The sequence below is a fragment of the Pseudomonas sp. GW821-FHT03A09 genome (assembly GCF_059421065.1).
The window spans coordinates 1-18,938 of record NZ_JBWKUX010000023.1 but is presented as its reverse complement, the minus strand read 5'-3'; the positions used below and the strand labels follow the sequence as shown (position 1 = coordinate 18,938).

11 protein-coding genes are annotated in these 18,938 nt (G+C 60.5%); 1 reads left to right on the top strand and 10 read right to left on the bottom strand.

Annotated elements, in window-relative coordinates; genetic code table 11:
* Nucleotides 1-17: 17 nt before the first annotated feature.
* The 10 genes from AC07V4_RS26410 to AC07V4_RS26365 form a co-directional block, all read right to left on the bottom strand.
* The gene (locus AC07V4_RS26410) at nt 18-1,448 is read right to left on the bottom strand and encodes an efflux transporter outer membrane subunit (RefSeq protein WP_492637758.1); all 1,431 of its coding nucleotides are present in this window, start codon (nt 1,446-1,448) and stop codon (nt 18-20) included.
* The gene (locus AC07V4_RS26405) at nt 1,445-2,503 is read right to left on the bottom strand and encodes an HlyD family secretion protein (RefSeq protein ID WP_492637759.1); all 1,059 of its coding nucleotides are present in this window, start codon (nt 2,501-2,503) and stop codon (nt 1,445-1,447) included. The genes AC07V4_RS26410 and AC07V4_RS26405 overlap by 4 nt, the downstream gene beginning before the upstream one ends.
* A 15-nt stretch (nt 2,504-2,518) precedes the next feature.
* Complete coding sequence (locus AC07V4_RS26400) at nt 2,519-4,054, bottom strand: MFS transporter (protein WP_492637760.1); 1,536 nt, start codon at nt 4,052-4,054, stop codon at nt 2,519-2,521.
* Nucleotides 4,055-4,272: 218 nt separating this feature from the next.
* Nucleotides 4,273-5,193, bottom strand: coding sequence for a LysR family transcriptional regulator (locus AC07V4_RS26395; protein ID WP_492637761.1), 921 nt, complete (start codon nt 5,191-5,193; stop codon nt 4,273-4,275).
* 51 nt (nt 5,194-5,244) lie between these two features.
* Nucleotides 5,245-6,096, bottom strand: a complete 852-nt coding sequence (locus tag AC07V4_RS26390) for an ABC transporter permease (RefSeq protein WP_492637762.1) — start codon at nt 6,094-6,096, stop codon at nt 5,245-5,247.
* 11 nt (nt 6,097-6,107) lie between these two features.
* Complete coding sequence (locus tag AC07V4_RS26385) at nt 6,108-6,959, bottom strand: ABC transporter ATP-binding protein (protein ID WP_492637763.1); 852 nt, start codon at nt 6,957-6,959, stop codon at nt 6,108-6,110.
* 21 nt (nt 6,960-6,980) lie between these two features.
* Nucleotides 6,981-7,865 (bottom strand): TauD/TfdA dioxygenase family protein, encoded by an 885-nt coding sequence (locus tag AC07V4_RS26380; protein WP_492637764.1) that lies wholly within the window; start codon nt 7,863-7,865, stop codon nt 6,981-6,983.
* A gap of 145 nt (nt 7,866-8,010) precedes the next feature.
* Nucleotides 8,011-9,375 carry an HlyD family type I secretion periplasmic adaptor subunit gene (locus AC07V4_RS26375; protein WP_492637765.1) on the bottom strand — a complete coding sequence of 455 codons (1,365 nt, stop codon included), beginning with the start codon at nt 9,373-9,375 and terminating at the stop codon, nt 8,011-8,013.
* Nucleotides 9,365-11,521 carry a type I secretion system permease/ATPase gene (locus tag AC07V4_RS26370; RefSeq protein ID WP_492637766.1) on the bottom strand — a complete coding sequence of 719 codons (2,157 nt, stop codon included), beginning with the start codon at nt 11,519-11,521 and terminating at the stop codon, nt 9,365-9,367. Before AC07V4_RS26370 ends, AC07V4_RS26375 begins: the two co-directional genes overlap by 11 nt.
* A 41-nt stretch (nt 11,522-11,562) precedes the next feature.
* The gene (locus AC07V4_RS26365; RefSeq protein ID WP_431749199.1) at nt 11,563-12,921 is read right to left on the bottom strand and encodes a TolC family outer membrane protein; all 1,359 of its coding nucleotides are present in this window, start codon (nt 12,919-12,921) and stop codon (nt 11,563-11,565) included.
* 336 nt (nt 12,922-13,257) lie between these two features.
* Between AC07V4_RS26365 and AC07V4_RS26360 the strand changes: the two genes are divergently transcribed.
* On the top strand, nt 13,258-18,938 hold a 5,681-nt coding region (locus AC07V4_RS26360), incomplete at its 3' end, for a retention module-containing protein (protein WP_495029368.1).

The window sequence follows — 18,938 nt, the reverse complement described above, 5'->3', positions numbered from 1 at the left end:
ACTCAGCGCTTCGCGGTTTACAGCGGGTACACCGATTCCCAACCACCGCCCAAGGCTTTGTACAAGCCGACCATCGCCAGCGACACGCCGGTAGAGCTTTCCACCCATTGTTCCTGCGTCGCCAACAATGCGCTTTGCACGGTGAGCACGTTGACGAAATCCACCACGCCTTCGACGTACTGCTGCTGCGCCGTGGTCAGCGCAATCTGGTTCTGGCGCACCGCTTCGGCAAGGCTGTCGCGGCGCAACTGGCTGGCGTTGTAGCGAGTCAACTGGTCGTCGATTTCGTGCCAGGCACGCAGCACGGTTTGCTGATACGCCAACGCCGCTTCCTGCTGCTGGGCTTCGCGCAAATTCAACATGCCTTGCAGGCGCCCGCCATTGAACAGCGGCAAGCTGAATTGCGGACCGAAGGCAAACGCACGGGAGCCCCAGGAGCCAAAATCCGAGAGTTGCATGGCTTGAGAACCGAGGCTGCCGGACAAGGTGATACGCGGATAGAAGTCGCCCTTGGCCACACCGATGTTGGCGGTGGCGGCATGCAAACGGGCTTCGGCCTGACGGATATCGGGCCGGCGCTCCGCGAGTTCCGACGGCAGGCCAATAGCGACCTGGCGCTGGGTTTGTGGCACGGCGGCGTCCTTGGACAACTGCGCATGCAGCGCCTGTGGCGGCTCGCCCATCAACAGGCTCAGGGCGTTGATCAGTTGGTCCTGGCGTTGCTGCAGATCCGGCAGGCGCGCTTCGATGGCGGCAACCTGGGCTGCCGCTTCAGCGACGTCCAAATCAGTCGCCACACCATCGGCCAGGCGCAATTGTGAGAGCTTGAGGCTGTGGCGGGCGACATCGAGGTTTTGCTCGGTGACGGCGCGGGTGTTCTGCACGCCCCGCAGTTGGATGTAGTCCTGGGCCGTCTCGGCGAGTACCGAGAGCAGCACGGCGCGGCGGTCGTCTTCGGCAACTTGCAGGGTGGCGTCGGCGGCTTCGGTTTCGCGTTTGACCCGGCCCCAGAAGTCCAGCTCCCAAGCGGCGGAGAAGCCCGCGTCCCACTGGTTGAACGCGGCGCGACCATTCTCGCCGGACGGGTCACTCAAACCTTTGCCGCTGTTGCGTTTGCGCTGATAACCACCCGCTGCATCGAGGCTGGGATAACGCTCAGCGGTGGTCACCTGGCGCACGGCACGGCTTTGCTGCAGGCGGCTGCTGGCCAGTTTCAGGTCGAGGTTATCGGTGAGCGCGCGACGGGTCAGCGCCGACAGTTGTGCGTCGTGGAACACGTCCCACCAGCGCTCCTGCAACGGATCGGTAACTGCACGGCTGGCAGCCTGACGCCCCTGGGGCTGGCTCCATTGGGTGACTTGCGGGCCTTGGGGCCGTTGGAAGTCCGGGCCAACGGTACACGCGCTCAGGCTGATAAGGCTCAAGGTAAGCCAGGCCATCTGTTTCATTGCTGGGCCACCTCACGCGACGGCGCGACAGCGTGCGTGTCGACACTGGCTTCCACCGACATACCGACGCGCAGGCGCTCAGTCAGTGGCTGATTGGGCTCGAGGACAATCTTCACCGGAATCCGCTGCACCACCTTGGTGAAGTTACCGGTGGCGTTATCCGGCTTGACCGAGGCAAAGGTCACTCCGGTGGCGGGCGCGAGGCTTTCCAGATGCCCCTTGAGCAACTCACCGTCGAGGCTGTCGACACTGACCTGCACCGCTTGGCCAGCATGCATATGCGACAGTTGCGTCTCCTGGAAATTGGCCACCACATAGGCCTCGGCCAACGGCACCACCGCCAGGATCTTGCTGCCCGGTGTCACATAAGCGCCCACCCGTACCGCACGCTCGCCGACCATGCCATCCACCGGCGCAACGATGCGTGTGTAGGACAGCTGATAACTGGCCATTTCCAGCGCGGCCTGGGCACGCTTGAGCCCACCCTCGGCAGCATCACGCTGAGCGGTGAGAATCTCTACCTGCTTGCGTTCGGCCGCCAGCACCGCCGTGGCGTTGGCCAGACGCGCGGTGGCCTGGTCGATTCGGGTCTTGGCTTGCTGGGCGTTCTGCACCGTGCCAGCGCCAACGCCAGCAAGGTGGTTGTAGCGGTTCAACTCGTGTTCGGCGAAGGCCATTTCGGCGCGGTCGGCCGCCACCGTGGCCTGGGCCTGGGCGATCACCGAGCTTTGGCGTTCCAGGGTCGCGTTGGCGTTTTTCAATTGGGCCTGGGCCACCAAGGTATCGGCGTCGGCCGCCTGGGCGGCGGCGCGAAAATCGCGGTCGTCGATCAGCGCCAACAGCTGGCCGGCTTTGACGCGCTGGTTGTCTTCCACCAGCACCTCCTTGATGAAACCCGCCACGCGCGGAGCAACCAAGGTGAAGTCGGCGGCGACGAAAGCGTCGTTGGTGGTCTGGCGCTTGTTGGCCAGAAGGTGCGGCACGGCCAGGTAAACCAGCACACCCACGGCGAACACCGCGATAACGGAAACGGCCATTTTGTCTTTGCGTTTCATGAGAAGTCCTTTGTGCTAGGTCAGTGCGCGAGGCGGAAAGATCCGCGTGGGCATCCAGAAAATCAGCAGGATCAACGCCACCGCGACCGCGGCCATGACGTAGTAAAGATCCGAAGACGTGAGCACCACGGCCTGTTCGTGCAGGCGCTGGGCCAGGCCCGGTGAGTCGCCGTCGGCCAGGGGTGAATTGCCCAAGCGGTCCACCAACATGGTCGAGTGAAAATGCAGGCGCTGTGTGGTCAGGGTATCCAGCACGGCGGTGGCGACCACGGCGGCGAGCCCCTTGACTGTGTTGAACCAGGCCGAAGCGAACGGCCCGTCCAGGGGTTGGATGCTGCCGGTGGAAAGCATCAGCAGCGGCAGCACCGCCATCGGCTGACCGAAGATTTGCAACAGGTACCAGCCATAAAAATCGTCACGAATCCACGCCGAAGTCAGGTGCGAACTCCCGACGCAACACAGCGCCAACATGCTCAAGCCGATCCCCAGCACCCAGCGGCAATCGACCCAACGCAGGTTGCACAGCGCCGCCACCAACGGCAACGCGATCAACTGCGGCAATGCCATCAGCAGCATCACCGGCGCGGTTTGCAGTGGGCGATAACCCTGGACCTGGGCGAGAAAACTCGACGGGATGATGATCACCGACGTCAGCACCACCAGCACGCCGGCCAACACGATCAGGGCAAACGCCAAGTTGCGCAGGCCGAGCATCTGCAACTTGAAAAACGGCAGCGGGTGCGACCATTCATTGAGCATGAACAGCACCAGCAACAGGCTGCCGCCACTCAGCAGAAAGGTGATCAGGCCCGACTCGAACCAGTTCAGGCGATTGCCCTGCAACAGACCGATCACCAGCATGCAGATCGCCGGGAACCCCAGCAGCAAGCCGCGCCAGTTGAACTGTTTGAAGCGCTCCAGACGCAGCGGATCTTGCGGCAAGCCGTAGGCCACGGCGGCCATGGCCAACAGGCATGGTGCGACAATCTGCCAGAACGCCCATTGCCAGCCGACGTATTCGGTCCACAACGCCGCCAGCGGCGTGCCCAGGCTCGGGCCGAAGGTGGCGGTGAGCGCATAGCCGGCCAGGCCGTACAGTTTGACGTTGGCCGGCAGGAAGCGCAGCGCCACGGTCATCAACATCGGCGGCAGCGCGCCACCCGCCAAGCCTTGTACCGTGCGCAGCACCAGCAGGCTTTCGTAGTTCGGCGCAAACGGGCACAGGATGCCCAGCACCGTAAACAAACCGATCGCACACAGCGTGAAGCGGCGCAGGGAAAACGTCACCGAGCACCAAGGCGCAAAGGCCATCGCCGCCACAGAGGTCGCGGTGTAGGCAGCGACCAGCCAGGTGCCTTCGTCAAAACCGATGTACAGCGCACCCCGGATGTCGGCGAGGGCGACCTTGGTGACCATCTCGTTGAGGCCGGATACCAGCACCGCGAGCAGCACGCCGACCAAGCCGATGATGATGCGCGGGCCGAACGCCGGAGGCGTGAGCGCAGTCGGTTTGGCTGCGGCCTGGAGGGCGGGGGCAGCGAGGGAAGTCATGAACAGGCAACTCGGCATTAGAAATACCCAAGCAGTCTAATCAGGCAAATCCATGACAAAAAGTTACTTATCGGAAGGTTATAAGTGCGTCAAACGCAATCCATTGTGGGAGGGGGGCTTGCCCCCGATTACAGTGTGTCAGACACAGACTTTCTATCTGATCCACCGCTATCGGGGGCAAGCCCCCTCCCACATTTTTACCCTTTCTGCCTCAGGAATCAGGTCGGCTGGGCTTCCAGCCACGTGGCATGGCAACTCGCACGCATGGTCTCGCGCAGCCATTTGTGGGCAGGGTCTTTGTCGAAGCGTGGGTGCCAGGACTGAGCCAACACCAATGTCGGCAGTGAGATCGGCAGCGGGAACGCCCGCAACGGCAGGTTCAAGCGATTGGCGCTGTAGAGCGCTTCCTTGGGCACCGGCAGGATCAGGTCGGAATCGGGCAACATAAACATTGCCCCGTGAAAACCTGGGGCGATCATCGACACGCGACGCTCCAGGCCCTGGGCATTCAGCGCGGTATCGATCGGGCCACGGGAGATGCCACGCCGCGAAATACTGATGTGGGAATAGCTGGCAAAGCGCGCGGCGGTGATCTCTTCGTCAAACAGCGGGTGGCCTTCCCGCGCCAGGCCGATGAAGGTGGTGGAGAACAGGTTCTGCACTTTCACCTCAGGGCTGGCGGGCATGGTGTTGCTCACGCGCAGATCCAGCCGCCCTTCGCGCAGCGCTTCGTCGTCGGTGTCGCCTTCGGGCACGAAGCACAGCTCGCATAACGGCGCCATGCGTTCCATGGTGTCGAACAGCCGACCGCCATACACGCCGATAAAAAAGTCATTGGCGCGCACGCTGAAACGGCGACGCAAGGTGCTCAAATCCACTTGGTCCGCCGAGCGGAACAGCAGCGCCGCCTGCTCCACCACGTTGCGCACCTGGCCTTGCAGCTGAAGAGCCTTGGGCGTCGGCACCAGACCACGCCCGGCGCGCACCAGAATCGGGTCGCCCACGGCCTCGCGAATACGTGTCAGGGTACGGCTCATGGCGGCGGGGCTGAGGTTCATCCTGCGAGCGGCACCCACTACGCTGCCCTCGTCGAGCAAGGCGTCGAGGGCGACCAGCAGATTCATGTCCGGTAGTTGCATGCCAAGCACTCGTGATCAGTGGGGAGTGAATGGGGTGCAATCCTAGCAGGGTTAGGAACGCTGCATGCCCCAGCGCTTCACCGTCAGTCGCTCGAAGGTATTGAACACCAGGTTCTCCACCAGCAGGCCGATCAGGATCACCACCGCCAACCCTGCAAACACCTTGTCGGTGTACAGCTCATTGCGGTTCTGGAAAATGTACCAACCCAACCCGCCCTTGCCGCTGGTGGCACCGAACACCAGTTCAGCGGCGATCAGTGTGCGCCAGGCAAATGCCCAGCCGATTTTCAGGCCGGCCAGGATCGACGGCAGCGCCGCCGGGATCAGGATGAACAGCACGAAGCGCATGCCCTTGAGGCCATAGTTGCGGCCGGCCATGCGCAGGGTTTCAGACACGCCGAGAAACCCGGAATAGGTGTTCAGCGCCAACGCCCACAGCACCGAATGCACCAGCACGAAAATCAGGCTGTTCTGCCCCAGGCCGAACCACAGCAGCGCCAGCGGCAGCAACGCAATGGCGGGCAGCGGGTTGAACATCGAAGTCAGGGTACTCAGCAGATCACGGCCCAACTGGGTCGACACCGCCAACGTGGTCAGGGCAAACGCCAGCACGATGCCAATCACGTAACCCTTGATCAGTACCGCCAGCGAGATGCTGACCTTGCTGAGCAATTCGCCGCTGAGCAGGCCGTCGAACAGCGCCTGGGATGTCTGCACAAAGCTCGGCAGCAACAGGTCATTGTTCTGATAACGCGCAACGGCTTCCCAGAGGATCGCGAGCACGATCAGGATCAGGCCCTTGCGCAGCCAGCCTTGTTGCCACAGACGTTGGCGCAGGGGCAGCTCGCGTTCCACGGGGACGCTGAGCAGCGGTTCGAGGGTGACTTCAAATTCCTGGCGCATGGGCGGCCCCTTCAATAAGCGATGCGGATATCGGCAAAACCCAACGCCTGTTCGGTCTCGGGCACTTCATCGAACAGCAGTCGATGAATACGCCGCGCCGACGCCTGGAACTCCACACCACCGAGGCTGTGTAGGTCGTATTGATGGCTGTGGATTTCTGCGCGCACGCGTCCCGGATGGGGCGACAGCAACAGGATGCGATTGCCCACCACCAAGGCTTCTTCGATGGAGTGGGTGACGAATAGCAGGGTGAAGCGCACCTCTTCCCAAAGCAGCAGCAACTCCTCCTGCATCTTGCGGCGGGTCAGGGCGTCGAGGGCGGCGAAGGGCTCATCCATCAGCAGGATTTTCGGTTGCATGGCCAGGGCACGGGCGATAGCCACACGGGCTTTCATGCCGCCGGACAAGGTGTGCGGGTACGCATCGGCGAAGGCACTGAGGCCGACTTTGTCGAGGTAGTGCAGCGCACGTTCTTCGGCTTCACGACGCTTCAGGGTTTTCGACGCCAGCAGCGGGAACATCACGTTCTGCTTGACGGTTTTCCACGGTGGCAGTTGATCGAACTCCTGGAACACCACGATACGGTCCGGGCCCGGTTGTTCGACTTTCTGCCCCAGCAGGCGGATCTCGCCTTCGCAAGGTTTGATAAACCCGGCGACGGACTTGAGCAACGTGGACTTGCCGCAACCCGAAGGGCCAAGCAATACGTAGCGATCGGCCGGGTCGATCTCGAAACTGACTTGATGGGTGGCCCGCACCACGCGTTCGGGAGTGCGGTATTCGAGGCTGACGTGATCCACCGCCAGCAGCGGTTGGGCCGTGTTCAGGGTGCTGGCCGCGTGGCCTTGCAGGGGCGCGTTCATTTCATCTCTCTTGCCGGGGAATCAGAAAGGCGCATCGCCCTGGATGGTGGTACGGAACAGCTTGCGCCGCAGGTGGCTCGGGCAACCGGCGGCCAGGTGGATCAGCGAGCGGTTGTCCCAGAACACCATGTCGTGGGGCTGCCATTGATGGCGATAAATGTTTTGCGGCAACACGCTGTGGGCATAGAGCTGAGCCAGCAGGTCACGGCTTTCGTCTTCCGGCAGGCCGACAATGCGAGTGGTGAAACCTTCACTGACGAACAGCGCCTTACGGCCATTTTCCGGGTGGGTGCGCACAATGGGGTGCACCACTTCGGCAACCTGGGCGAGTTGCTCGGGGGTCAGGGTCGGACGCCAGTTGCCTTCGAATTTGGTTTCGCTGTAACGCGCCGTGTAGGAGTGGGCGGCGCTGCGGCCCTCCACGGCGTTACGCAAGTGCTCGGGCAACTGGTCCCAGGCTTTGTGCATGTCGGCGAACAGCGTGTCACCGCCTTCGGCCGGCAGCTCCTGAGCGTGCAGCATCGAACCCAGGCTTGGCAGTTCCTTGTATGACAGGTCCGAGTGCCAGAACTTGCCCGCGTCGCCCAGGCCGATGGATTGGCCATGTTCGATGATGTTGGAGACGATCAGGATTTCCGGGTGGTTGGCCAGCAGGAACTGTTTGAGCACGTGGATCTGCAGCACACCGAAGCGGCGGCTGAAGGCAATCTGTTGTTCGGGGGTGATGCGTTGGTCGCGGAATACCACAACGTGATGGTCCAGGTGCGCGCGGTGGATGCGGGCGAAGTCGTGGTCATTGACCGGGCGCGACAAGTCCAGGCCAATGATCTCGGCACCGACGCTGCCGGGGAGTGGGCGGATGTCGAAGGTTTGGGTCGCTGTTGGAACAGTAGAGGTGGCGGACATGAGGGCACTCCCGGTCAGACAGGGAAGTGACTTTATAGCTATAAGAACCGGCGATTAAATACCGTTAATGCATATACATATGCATTAGAAGTAGGGCTTGTGTTGAGGCTGATGGCCCTATCGGGGTCGGCAAAGACGCTGAAGATTACCGCTCGTGCAACGCCTCGGCCCGCGCCTTGATGATCGGCTTGAGCAGATAGCTCAGGATGCTTTTCTTGCCGGTGATGATATCCACCGAAGCCACCATGCCTGGGATGATCAACAGCGGCTTCTCATCGGTGCCCAAGTGGCTGCGGTCGGTGCGCAGGGTGATCATGTAGTAGGTGGTTTTCTTGTCTTCATCGGTGATGGTGTCGGCACCGATGCGTTCGAGTTTGGCCTTCAGGCCGCCGTAGATGGTGTAGTCATAGGCGGTGAATTTGACGACCGCTTCCTGCCCCGGGTGCAGGAAAGCGATGTCTTGCGGACGGATCTTGGCTTCCACCAGCAGGGTGTCGTCCAACGGTACGATTTCTACCATGTCGCTGCCCGGCTGGATCACGCCGCCGACCGTGTTGACCAGCAATTGCTTGACGATCCCGCGCACCGGCGAAGTGACCAGGGTACGGCTGACACGGTCTTCCAGGGCGCGGCCGGTGGACTCGGCCTTGTTCAGTTCGGTGCGGGCTTCGTTGAGCTGGGTCAGGGCTTCACTGCGGAACTTGCCACGGGTTTCGTCGATCTTGCGCTGCACTTCCTTGATCGCCGATTCGGCGCGGGGGATCGCCAGGGTGGTGGCGTCCAATTGACCACGGGTTTCCATCTCGGCGCGCTTGAGGCGCAGCACTTCCACCGGCGACACCGCGCCCTGGGCCACCAAGGGCTCGGACATGTTGATTTCCTGGCGTTGCAGGGACAACTGGCTGCGGTACTGGCCTTGCTTGGAGGTGAATTCGCGCAGTTCCTGCTGACGTTGCACAAGCTGTTCCTGCAGGCCACCGACTTCGTCTTTCAACTGCTGGCGACGGCTGTCATACAACGAGCGCTCGTTGGCGGCCTGGCTTGGCGCGGCCTTGAGTACATCGTCAGGAATGTTCAGTGGGCGGTCATCCACCTGGGCACTCAGGCGCTCGACACGCAGTTGCATGGCCAGGCGCAGGGCTTCGGTTTCACCGGCGTTGGAGACAAATCGCGTGTCGTCGAGACGAATCAACGGCGCGCCGGCTTCCACCACCTGGCCTTCCTTGACGTACAACTCGGCGACGATACCGCCTTCCAGGTTCTGGATTTTCTGCAGCTTGGACGATGGGATCGCCTTGCCGTCGCCACGGGTGACTTCGTCGATGCTGGAAAAGCCGGCCCAAATCACCAGGAACACGAAGAACGCGATGATTGCCCAGATGGTCAGGCGGATAACCCGCGGTGCATCTTCGATCAGCGCCTTGTTGACCTCAGGCAGGGGCTGGCCCTGCAGCGAGTCGGAGCCTTTGAAATAGCGGCCGACCGCGCTTTTGATGGAGTTAAGCAACACTGATCTGCCCCTTTTTCAACGCTTCCATGACCACGGCTTTCGGGCCGTCCGCGAGGATCTGCCCACGGTCGACCACCAGCAGGCGGTCCACCAGCGAGAGCAGTGAGGCACGGTGAGTGACCAGTACGACGGTCTTGCTTTGCACCACGGCTTGCAGGCGTTGTTTCAAGCGTTCTTCACCAGTGTTGTCCATGGCGCTGGTGGGTTCGTCCAGCAGCAGGATGGGCGGGTTGAGCAACAATGCGCGGGCCAGGGCGACGTTCTGGCGCTGGCCGCCGGAGAGGTTCTGCCCACGCTCGCCGACTTGCAGCTCATAGCCTTGGGGGTGCAGACGCGCGAACTCATGCACGCCAGCCAGTTCGGCGGCTTGCAGGACCATTTCATCCTCGACGTAACGCGCACCACAGACCAGGTTGTCGCGTAGCGTACCGGCGAGCAGCTGGATGTCTTGGGCAACGTAGCCGATGTTGTGACGCAACTCGCTGACATCGATCTGGCGCACATCCACGCCGTCCACCAGCAAGGCACCGGAGTCCGGCTGGTAAAGGCCGACGATCAGCTTGGCGAGGGAGCTTTTGCCCGAACCGCTGCGGCCGATGATGCCGATTTTTTCGCCCGGCTTGATCACCAGGTTGATGTTTTTCAGCGCAGGGTTCTGTTGATTCGGGTACGTGAAGTTAAGGCCGCGGCATTCGATGGCACCTTGCAGGGTGCGACGGCTCATCGGGCGCTCTTCGAAATTGCGCTCCTGGGGCAGCTCCATCATCTGGTCCACCGAGGTCATGGTGACCTTGGCTTGCTGGTAGCGGGTCAGCAGGCCCGACAGCGAAGCCAGCGGGCTCAAGGCACGACCACTGAGCATGTAGCAGGCGATCAGGCCACCCATGCTGAGGTTGCCGTCGATGATCTGGTACACACCGAACACGATCATGATCACGCCGGCCAGTTGCTGGATCAGCAGGGTCATGTTCATCGACAGACCCGACAGCAACTTCACTCGCAACTCAAGGCGGCTCAAGGTGCCAATGGTCTGTTCCCAGCCGTACTGGCGCTCGCTTTCAGCGTTATTGACCTTCACAGCGTCGAGCCCGGCGAGGGTTTCGATCAGGCTCGACTGGCGCTCGGCAGCCAGCGCCATGGTGCGTTCCATGGTTGCGACCAGTGGTTTTTGCAGGGCATAGCCGATGCCCAGGGCAATCGGGAACGCCAGCACGGGAATCCACACCAGGTGCCCGCCGAGGATGGCGATGACCAGGAAGATCAGCAGGGTGAACGGCAGGTCGATCAGGCTGGTGAGGGTCAGCGACGCGAGAAAGTCCCGCAGGCTCTGAAACTCGTGGATGTTCTGCGCGAAGCTGCCGACCCGCGCCGGACGGTACTTCATGGACATGCCGACAATGCGCTCGAACAGCGTGGCCGAGATGATCAGGTCGGTCTTTTTGCCCGCCAGGTCTAGGCACAGGCTGCGCAGGCTCTTGAGGATCAGGTCGAACAGATAAGCGCCGCAGATACCCACCGCCAACACCCACAGGGTGGCCGTGGCCTGGTTGGGCACCACACGGTCGTACACGTTCATCACAAACAGCGGCGCGGCCATGGCGATGATGTTGATCAGGAAGCTGGCGGCGATGGCGTCGGTGTAGAGCCAGCGCGAACGCTTGAGGGTGTCGCGGAACCACGAACGCGCCCGAGGAATCAAGCTGCCATGGTTGACGTCGAATTTGTGTTGCGGCTGGGCGAAAAACACTTTGCCGATGTAGTCGGCAGCCAGCAGCTCGCGCTTGATGATGACTTCACCGCCGTCACTTTCACTGAGCAGGATGCGGGCTTCGTCCTCGCCTTGCCAACCGACCAGCACGGTACTGCGCCCATCTTTGAGCAACAGCAGCACCGGCAGGGCAATCGTCGGGATCTGTTCCAGCTTGCGTTGCAGCAACCGCCCTTGCAGCCCGGCACGTGCCGCCGCACGGGGCAGCAATTCGGCACTCAGCCGCTGCGCAGGCAGCGGCAGGCCGGTGGTGAGCATGGTCGCACTGGCCGGTTTCTGATGCAGGGCGCAAAGCGCAAGCAACCCGTCAAGTAACGGGTCGTCGTGCAGCGTGCGTGGATCATGGTTGAGATGAACTCGACTGACTTCGGATTCCACGCGGTGCACTCTCGACTAACAGATGGGGCTATAGGGGTGGCTCAATTCATCCCAGGCAGTTGGACTTTAGGCTTCACGTCGGTTTGCACGACGGAGGCCATTGGTGCGACTACACCCTGGCTTTTGAGCAGTTCGCCCATGGTCGCCTTGATTCGGTACTGAGTAAATAACTGAATGTTCTTGATCTCTTCCAAACGACGGGAAGCGGTGAACAATTCATTCTCACTGTCGAGCAAGTCGAGCAGGGTACGTTGACCGAGACTAAACTGTTGCTGGTAGGACGTGCGCACGCGGGTGCTGTGGTCCACGTATTGCTGGGCTACCGGCAATTGGGCATTGGCGTTGTTCAAGGCGTTCCAAGCCAAGCCTAGCTCTTCATTGAGTTGGCGCAAGGCGTTGTTGCGAATGTCCAGGGCCTGGTTGGTCTGGTACGACTTGGATTGCAGGTCAGCCTTGTTGCTGCCACCGGCGAACAGGTTGAAGCGCATGCGCACCATGGCTTCCCAGCCGTTGTTATGGCTGGCGTCACCCGAAACATTGTTGTCGGCGTTGGTGCCCAGCTCGGCATCAAAGCGCGGGTAGAAGGTGGACTTGGCCGCTTCGTACTGCTTCTCGGCAGCGGAGATATCCGACTCGGCCGAACGCAGGATCGGGCTGTTGTCGAGCATCTGGCGGCGCGCTTCATTCAGGTCTGCCGGCAGCATGGCCATGAACGGCGCTGGACGCTCCAGTTGGTCGGGCATCTGGCCAACGGCGCTGAGGTAGTTGACCTGGGCGTCGGCCAGGTTGGTCTGTTCGGTGATCAGGTTGTTGCGGGCCTGGGCCAGACGCGCTTCGGCCTGATCCTGGTCGGCACCGTTACCAACGCCACGCTGGGTGCGCAGTTTGATCTGATCGTAGATGCGTTCGTGATTGCGCAGGTTCTCTTCGGCCAAGTGCACGAATTCACGACGGGTCAGTACATCCAGGTACACCTGGGCAACAGTCAGGCCGGTGCGCTCGGAGGTACCGAGCAAGGAGTAGGCACGGGAGTTGACGTTGGCTTGTTGACGGCCGACTTCGCTGGAGGTGGCGAAGCCGTCAAAAATCATCTGTTGGAGGCGCAGGCTGGACTCGCCGCGGTTGAGCGTATCCCAGTGGTTGCCGTTCGGGCCGTTGGCGGCGCGAGTGGTGGAGTTGTCGGTGCCTTCGCGGCCGTAACCGGCGTTCAGGTCAACCCGTGGCAAGTAACCACCTTGGGCGGCCCGCAGTTGGTAATCGGCAGCGATACGGCTGTTCACACCGGCCTGAATTTCCGGGTGCACATCCAATGCCTGCTGCATGGCTTGGGGCAATGTTTGGGCTTGTACAAAACCAGCGGCGAGAACGAACGGTATTGCCTTGAACAGGTGCAAACGCATTTAGAAATTCCCCAAGACTTCTTGTCTCAAATCACAGCGATTCGCGTCGCTGCGTCGGATAATGGCTACCGTTATGACCGTACGTCGGAAAGTTCAAAAAGCGGAACTGCTTCACACATGTAGGACGGTTCGCCGCATAAATATCAATGTGACATTACGGGACCAATTGTTTAGGATGGCGGCCATAAGGTCAATAGTTTGGCATAAACTAGATAACGAATAAATCTAGCCAATTATTTGACGCCATTATCATTATAGACTATGCCACTCCTGTTTGGCCCTCCCACGAGCGGCCACATGGAAATCATCAGAAACGGATCGCCGGAGAAAATTTTAATGAGCAGTGTTGTTGCCATCGTCAAAAGCATTGTTGGTCAAGTTTTCGTTATTTCTCCGGAAGGGACGCGCCGTGTCTTAGTAGAAGGTGATCGCCTGTTCGCGGGCGACCAGGTCGACACCGGTATGTCGGGTGCGGTCAGCCTGGAGCTGGCTGATGGCCGTACGCTGGACCTGGGCCGTGAGACCCAGTGGAGCGCCGACCTGCCGGACTCCACCCTCGACCTGGCCACCGCCGCCGCGAACGCTGCGCCGTCGGTTGCCGAGCTGCAGCAAGCCATCGCCGCCGGTGCCGACCCGACCACCGAGCTGGAAGCCGCCGCCGCCGGCCCGAACGCCGCCGGTAATGGCGCTGCGGGCGGTGGTCACAGCTTCGTCGTACTGGACGCGACCGCCGGTCGCGTAGACCCGACCATCGGCTTCCCGACCGCAGGTCTGGGCCAAGCCAACTCGGCGCTGACCCAAAACGTCGGCGCCCAGCCTGGCGGCAGTAACGGTGGCCTGACCCTGCAGACTGCCACGCTGACATTGGGCGCTACGCCGACCATCACCGAAGCCGGCGGCGTGCTGACCTATACCGCCACCGTCACCCAGGCACCCATCGGCAACCTCACTATTACCTTGTCCAACGGTGCGGTGATCACCATTCCGTCAGGCCAGTTGACCGGCACCGTCAATGTGCCCCTGGCCCCGAACGACAGCCCGTACATCGACCCAAGCCAGATCAGTGTCAACGTCACCGGCACCACCGGCGGCAACAACTTGGTGCTGACCATCGACACCACGCCGGCCGTGACCCAAGTCACCGACACCATCGACACCACCACCGTCACGTTGACCGCGGGCAACACGGTCACCGAAGGCGGCGCCATCACCTACACCGCCACCTTGACCAACCCGGCGCAAACCCCGGTGACCGTCACGCTGAGCAATGGCTCGGTGATCACCATCAAGGCCGGTGAATCGACCGGCACGGTGGTTGTGAATACTCCGGCCAACGACGTCTACAACAATGGTTCGACTGTAAGCACCTCGATTACCGGTACGACTGGCGGTAACTTTGAGAATCTGGTGCCGAACACCACGCCTGCGGTCACCACGATTACAGATTCGATCGACACCACGACCGTGACGCTGACCGCCGCCCAGACCGTTACCGAAGGCGGCCAGATCACTTACACCGCTACCTTGACCAACCCGGCGCAGACGCCGGTGACCGTCACCTTGAGCAATGGCTCGGTGATCACCATCAAGGCAGGTGAATCGACCGGCACGGTAGTCGTGGATACTCCGGCCAACGACGTCTACAACAACGGCTCTACCGTCAGCACCACCATTACCGGCGCGACCGGCGGTAACTTTGAAAACCTGGTGCCGAACACGACGCCAGCAGTCACCACGATCGTTGATTCGATCGACACCACGACCGTAACGCTGACCGCCGCCCAGACCGTCACCGAAGGCGGCCAAATCACTTACACCGCCACCTTGACCAACCCGGCGCAAACACCAGTGACCGTCACCTTGAGCAATGGCTCGGTGATTACCATCAAGGCGGGTGAGTCGACCGGCACAGTGGTCGTGGACACGCCGGCCAACGACGTCTACAACAACGGCTCTACGGTCAGCACCACGATTACCGGCGCGACTGGCGGTAACTTTGAAAGCCTGGTGCCAAGCACGACACCTGCGGTGACCACCATTGTTGATTCGATCGACACCACCAACGTTTCACTGACCGCCACCGGGACGGTTGTCGAAGGTGGCCAGATCACCTACACCGCCACCCTGACCAACCCGGCGCAAACCCCGGTAACTGTCACCTTGAGCAATGGCTCGGTGATTACTATCAAGGCGGGCGAGTCCGTCGGCAGCGTGGTGGTCGACACCCCGCCGAATGATGTCTATGTCAACGGCAGCACCGTCAGCACCACCATTACGGGCGCGACTGGCGGCAACTTCGAAAATCTGGTGCCGAATACCACTCCGGCAGTCACCACGATTACGGACTCTATCGACACCACGACCGTGACGCTCACCGCGCCGACCGAGGCGAACGAAGGTGGCCAGATTACGTACACCGCTACGCTTTCCAATAAGGCGGGTACGGACGTCACCCTGAAACTCGACAACGGTTCCTCGATCACCATCAAAGCCGGCGATACCGTCGGTACCGTGACGGTCAACGCACCGGGCGATGACGTGTTCATCGATAAGAGCACTCAGACCGTCAAGATCACTGACGCCACGGGCGGCAACTTCGAGAAGTTGGAAGTTGCAGGCAACGGCGCCACTACCACGATCAACGACACCATCGACAAGGTCGACGTCGTACTGACCGCGACCACCACTGTCGGTGAAGGCGGCAATATCGTTTACACCGCCAGCCTTGTGGATAAAAACGGCGCGGCAGTGACTAACATCACCAATCCGCTGACCGTGACCTTGGACAATGGCCAGACCATCACCATCGGCGTAAACCAGTCGAGCGGCAGCGTTTCGGTTGTTGCTCCGGATGATGTGTACAAAGGCGACCAGACCGTCACCACCGCCATAAAAGGTGTGACTGGCGGCGAGCACTTTGAAAATCTGGTGCCAGGTACCACGCCGGTGAACACCACTGTCACCGACACACCGGGCACTGCTGACACCACCACCGTTACGCTGACCGCACCAAGCGAAGTCAACGAAGGTGGTCAGATCACGTACACCGCCACGCTTTCCAATAAAGCAGGCACCGACGTCACGCTGAAACTCGACAACGGCTCGTCGATCACCATCAAGGCCGGCGATACCGTCGGTACCGTGACGGTCAACGCGCCGGGCGATGACGTGTTCATCGATAAGAGCACCCAGACCGTCAAGATCACTGACGCTACGGGCGGTAACTTCGAGAAGTTGGAAGTTGCAGGCAATGGTGCGACTACCACGATCAACGACACTATCGACAAAGTGGATGTGGTTCTGACCGCCACCACCACCGTTGGTGAAGGCGGCAATATCGTTTACACCGCCAGCCTTGTGGATAAAAACGGCACGCCGGTGACCAACATCACCAACCCGCTGACTGTCACTTTGGACAATGGCCAGACCATCACCATCGGTGTGAATCAGTCCAGCGGCAGCGTCACCACCGTGGCACCAAACGACGTCTACAAAGGCGATCAAACCGTCACCACCGCTATCAAAGGTGTGACTGGCGGCGAGCACTTTGAAAATCTGGTGCCAGGTACCACGCCGGTGAACACCACTGTCACCGACACACCGGGCACTGCTGACACCACCACCGTTACGCTGACCGCACCAAGCGAAGTCAACGAAGGTGGTCAGATCACGTACACCGCGACCTTGAGCAACAAGGCCGGTACTGACGTCACTCTGAAGTTGGATAACGGTTCGAGCATCACCATCAAGGCTGGCGACACCGTCGGCACCGTGACGGTCAATGCACCGGGCGATGATGTGTTCATCGACAAGAGCACTCAGACCGTCAAGATCGCTGACGTCACGGGCGGTAACTTCGAAAAATTGGAAGTGGCCGGTAACGGCGCGACTACCACGATCAACGACACCATCGACAAAGTGGATGTGGTTCTGACCGCCACCACCACCGTTGGTGAAGGCGGCAACATCGTTTACACCGCCAGCCTTGTGGATAAAAACGGCGCGGCAGTGACTAACATCACCAACCCGCTGACCGTGACCTTGGACAATGGCCAGACCATCACCATTGGCGTAAACCAATCGAGCGGTTCTGTTTCGGTTGTTGCTCCGGATGATGTGTACAAAGGCGACCAGACCGTCACCACCGCTATCAAAGGCGTCACTGGTGGCGAGCACTTCGAAAATCTGGTGCCAGGCACCACGCCGGTGAATACCACCGTCACCGACACACCGGGTACTGCTGACACCACCACCGTGACCCTGACGGCTCCGTCTGAGGTTAACGAAGGTGGTCAGATTACGTACACCGCTACGCTTTCCAATAAGGCGGGTACTGACGTCACGCTGAAGTTGGATAACGGTTCGAGCATCACCATCAAGGCTGGCGACACCATTGGCACCGTAACGGTCAATGCGCCAAGCGATGACGTGTTCATCGACAAGAGCACCCAGACTGTCAAGATCACTGACGCCACGGGCGGTAACTTCGAGAAGTTGGAAGTTGCAGGCAATGGTGCGACTACCACGATCAACGACACTATCGACAAAGTGGATGTGGTTCTGACCGCCACCACCACCGTTGGTGAAGGCGGCAACATCGTTTACACCGCCAGCCTTGTGGATAAAAACGGCGCGCCGGTGACTAACATCACCAACCCGCTGACTGTCACTCTGGATAACGGCCAGACCATCACCATTGGTGTGAACCAGTCCAGCGGCACCGTCACCACCGTGGCACCAAACGACGTCTACAAAGGCGATCAAACCGTTACCACCGCCATCAAAGGTGTGACTGGCGGCGAGCACTTTGAAAACCTCGTTCCTGGTACCGATAAAGTCACCACAACAGTGACTGATACACCGGGCACTGCTGACACCACTACCGTGACCCTGACGGCTCCGTCTGAGGTTAATGAAGGTGGTCAGATCACTTACACCGCTACGCTTTCCAATAAAGCCGGCACTGACGTCACGCTCAAACTCGACAACGGCTCGACCATCACCATCAAGGCCGGCGATACCGTTGGCACCGTGACGGTCAAGGCACCGGGCGATGACGTGTTCATCGATAAGAGCACTCAGACCGTCAAGATCACTGACGTCACGGGCGGTAACTTCGAGAAATTGGAAGTTGCGGGCAATGGTGCGACCACCACGATCAACGACACCATCGACAAAGTGGACGTCGTTCTGACCGCCACCACCACCGTCGGCGAAGGCGGCAACATCGTTTACACCGCCAGCCTTGTGGATAAAAACGGCGCGCCGGTGACCAACATCACCAATCCGCTGACCGTGACCTTGGACAATGGCCAGACCATCACCATCGGCGTAAACCAGTCAAGCGGTAGCGTTTCGGTTGTTGCTCCTGATGATGTGTACAAAGGCGACCAGACCGTCACCACCGCTATCAAAGGTGTGACTGGCGGCGAGCACTTTGAAAACCTCGTTCCTGGTACCGATAAAGTCACCACAACAGTGACGGACACACCGGGCACTGCTGACACCACTACCGTGACCCTGACGGCTCCGTCTGAGGTTAATGAAGGTGGTCAGATCACCTACACCGCCACGCTTTCCAATAAAGCGGGCACTGACGTCACCCTGAAACTCGATAACGGCTCGTCGATCACCATCAAGGCTGGCGACACCGTTGGCACTGTGACGGTCAACGCGCCGGGCGATGACGTGTTCATTGACAAGAGCACCCAGACCGTCAAGATCACTGACGCTACGGGCGGCAACTTCGAGAAATTGGAAGTTGCCGGCAATGGTGCGACTACCACGATCAACGACACCATCGACAAGGTCGATGTGGTTCTGACCGCAACTACTACCGTTGGCGAAGGCGGCAACATCGTTTACACCGCCAGCCTTGTGGATAAAAACGGCGCGCCGGTGACCAACATCACCAATCCGCTGACCGTGACCTTGGACAATGGCCAGACCATCACCATTGGTGTGAACCAGTCCAGCGGCACCGTCACCACCGTGGCACCAAACGACGTCTACAAAGG

Coding starts and splice junctions, on each gene's coding strand:
- AC07V4_RS26410 (WP_492637758.1), bottom strand. CDS start 1,448: ATGAAACAGATGGCCTGGCTTACCTTGAGCCTTATCAGCCTGAGCGCG.
- AC07V4_RS26405 (WP_492637759.1), bottom strand. CDS start 2,503: ATGAAACGCAAAGACAAAATGGCCGTTTCCGTTATCGCGGTGTTCGCC.
- AC07V4_RS26400 (WP_492637760.1), bottom strand. CDS start 4,054: ATGACTTCCCTCGCTGCCCCCGCCCTCCAGGCCGCAGCCAAACCGACT.
- AC07V4_RS26395 (WP_492637761.1), bottom strand. CDS start 5,193: ATGCAACTACCGGACATGAATCTGCTGGTCGCCCTCGACGCCTTGCTC.
- AC07V4_RS26390 (WP_492637762.1), bottom strand. CDS start 6,096: ATGCGCCAGGAATTTGAAGTCACCCTCGAACCGCTGCTCAGCGTCCCC.
- AC07V4_RS26385 (WP_492637763.1), bottom strand. CDS start 6,959: ATGAACGCGCCCCTGCAAGGCCACGCGGCCAGCACCCTGAACACGGCC.
- AC07V4_RS26380 (WP_492637764.1), bottom strand. CDS start 7,865: ATGTCCGCCACCTCTACTGTTCCAACAGCGACCCAAACCTTCGACATC.
- AC07V4_RS26365 (WP_431749199.1), bottom strand. CDS start 12,921: ATGCGTTTGCACCTGTTCAAGGCAATACCGTTCGTTCTCGCCGCTGGT.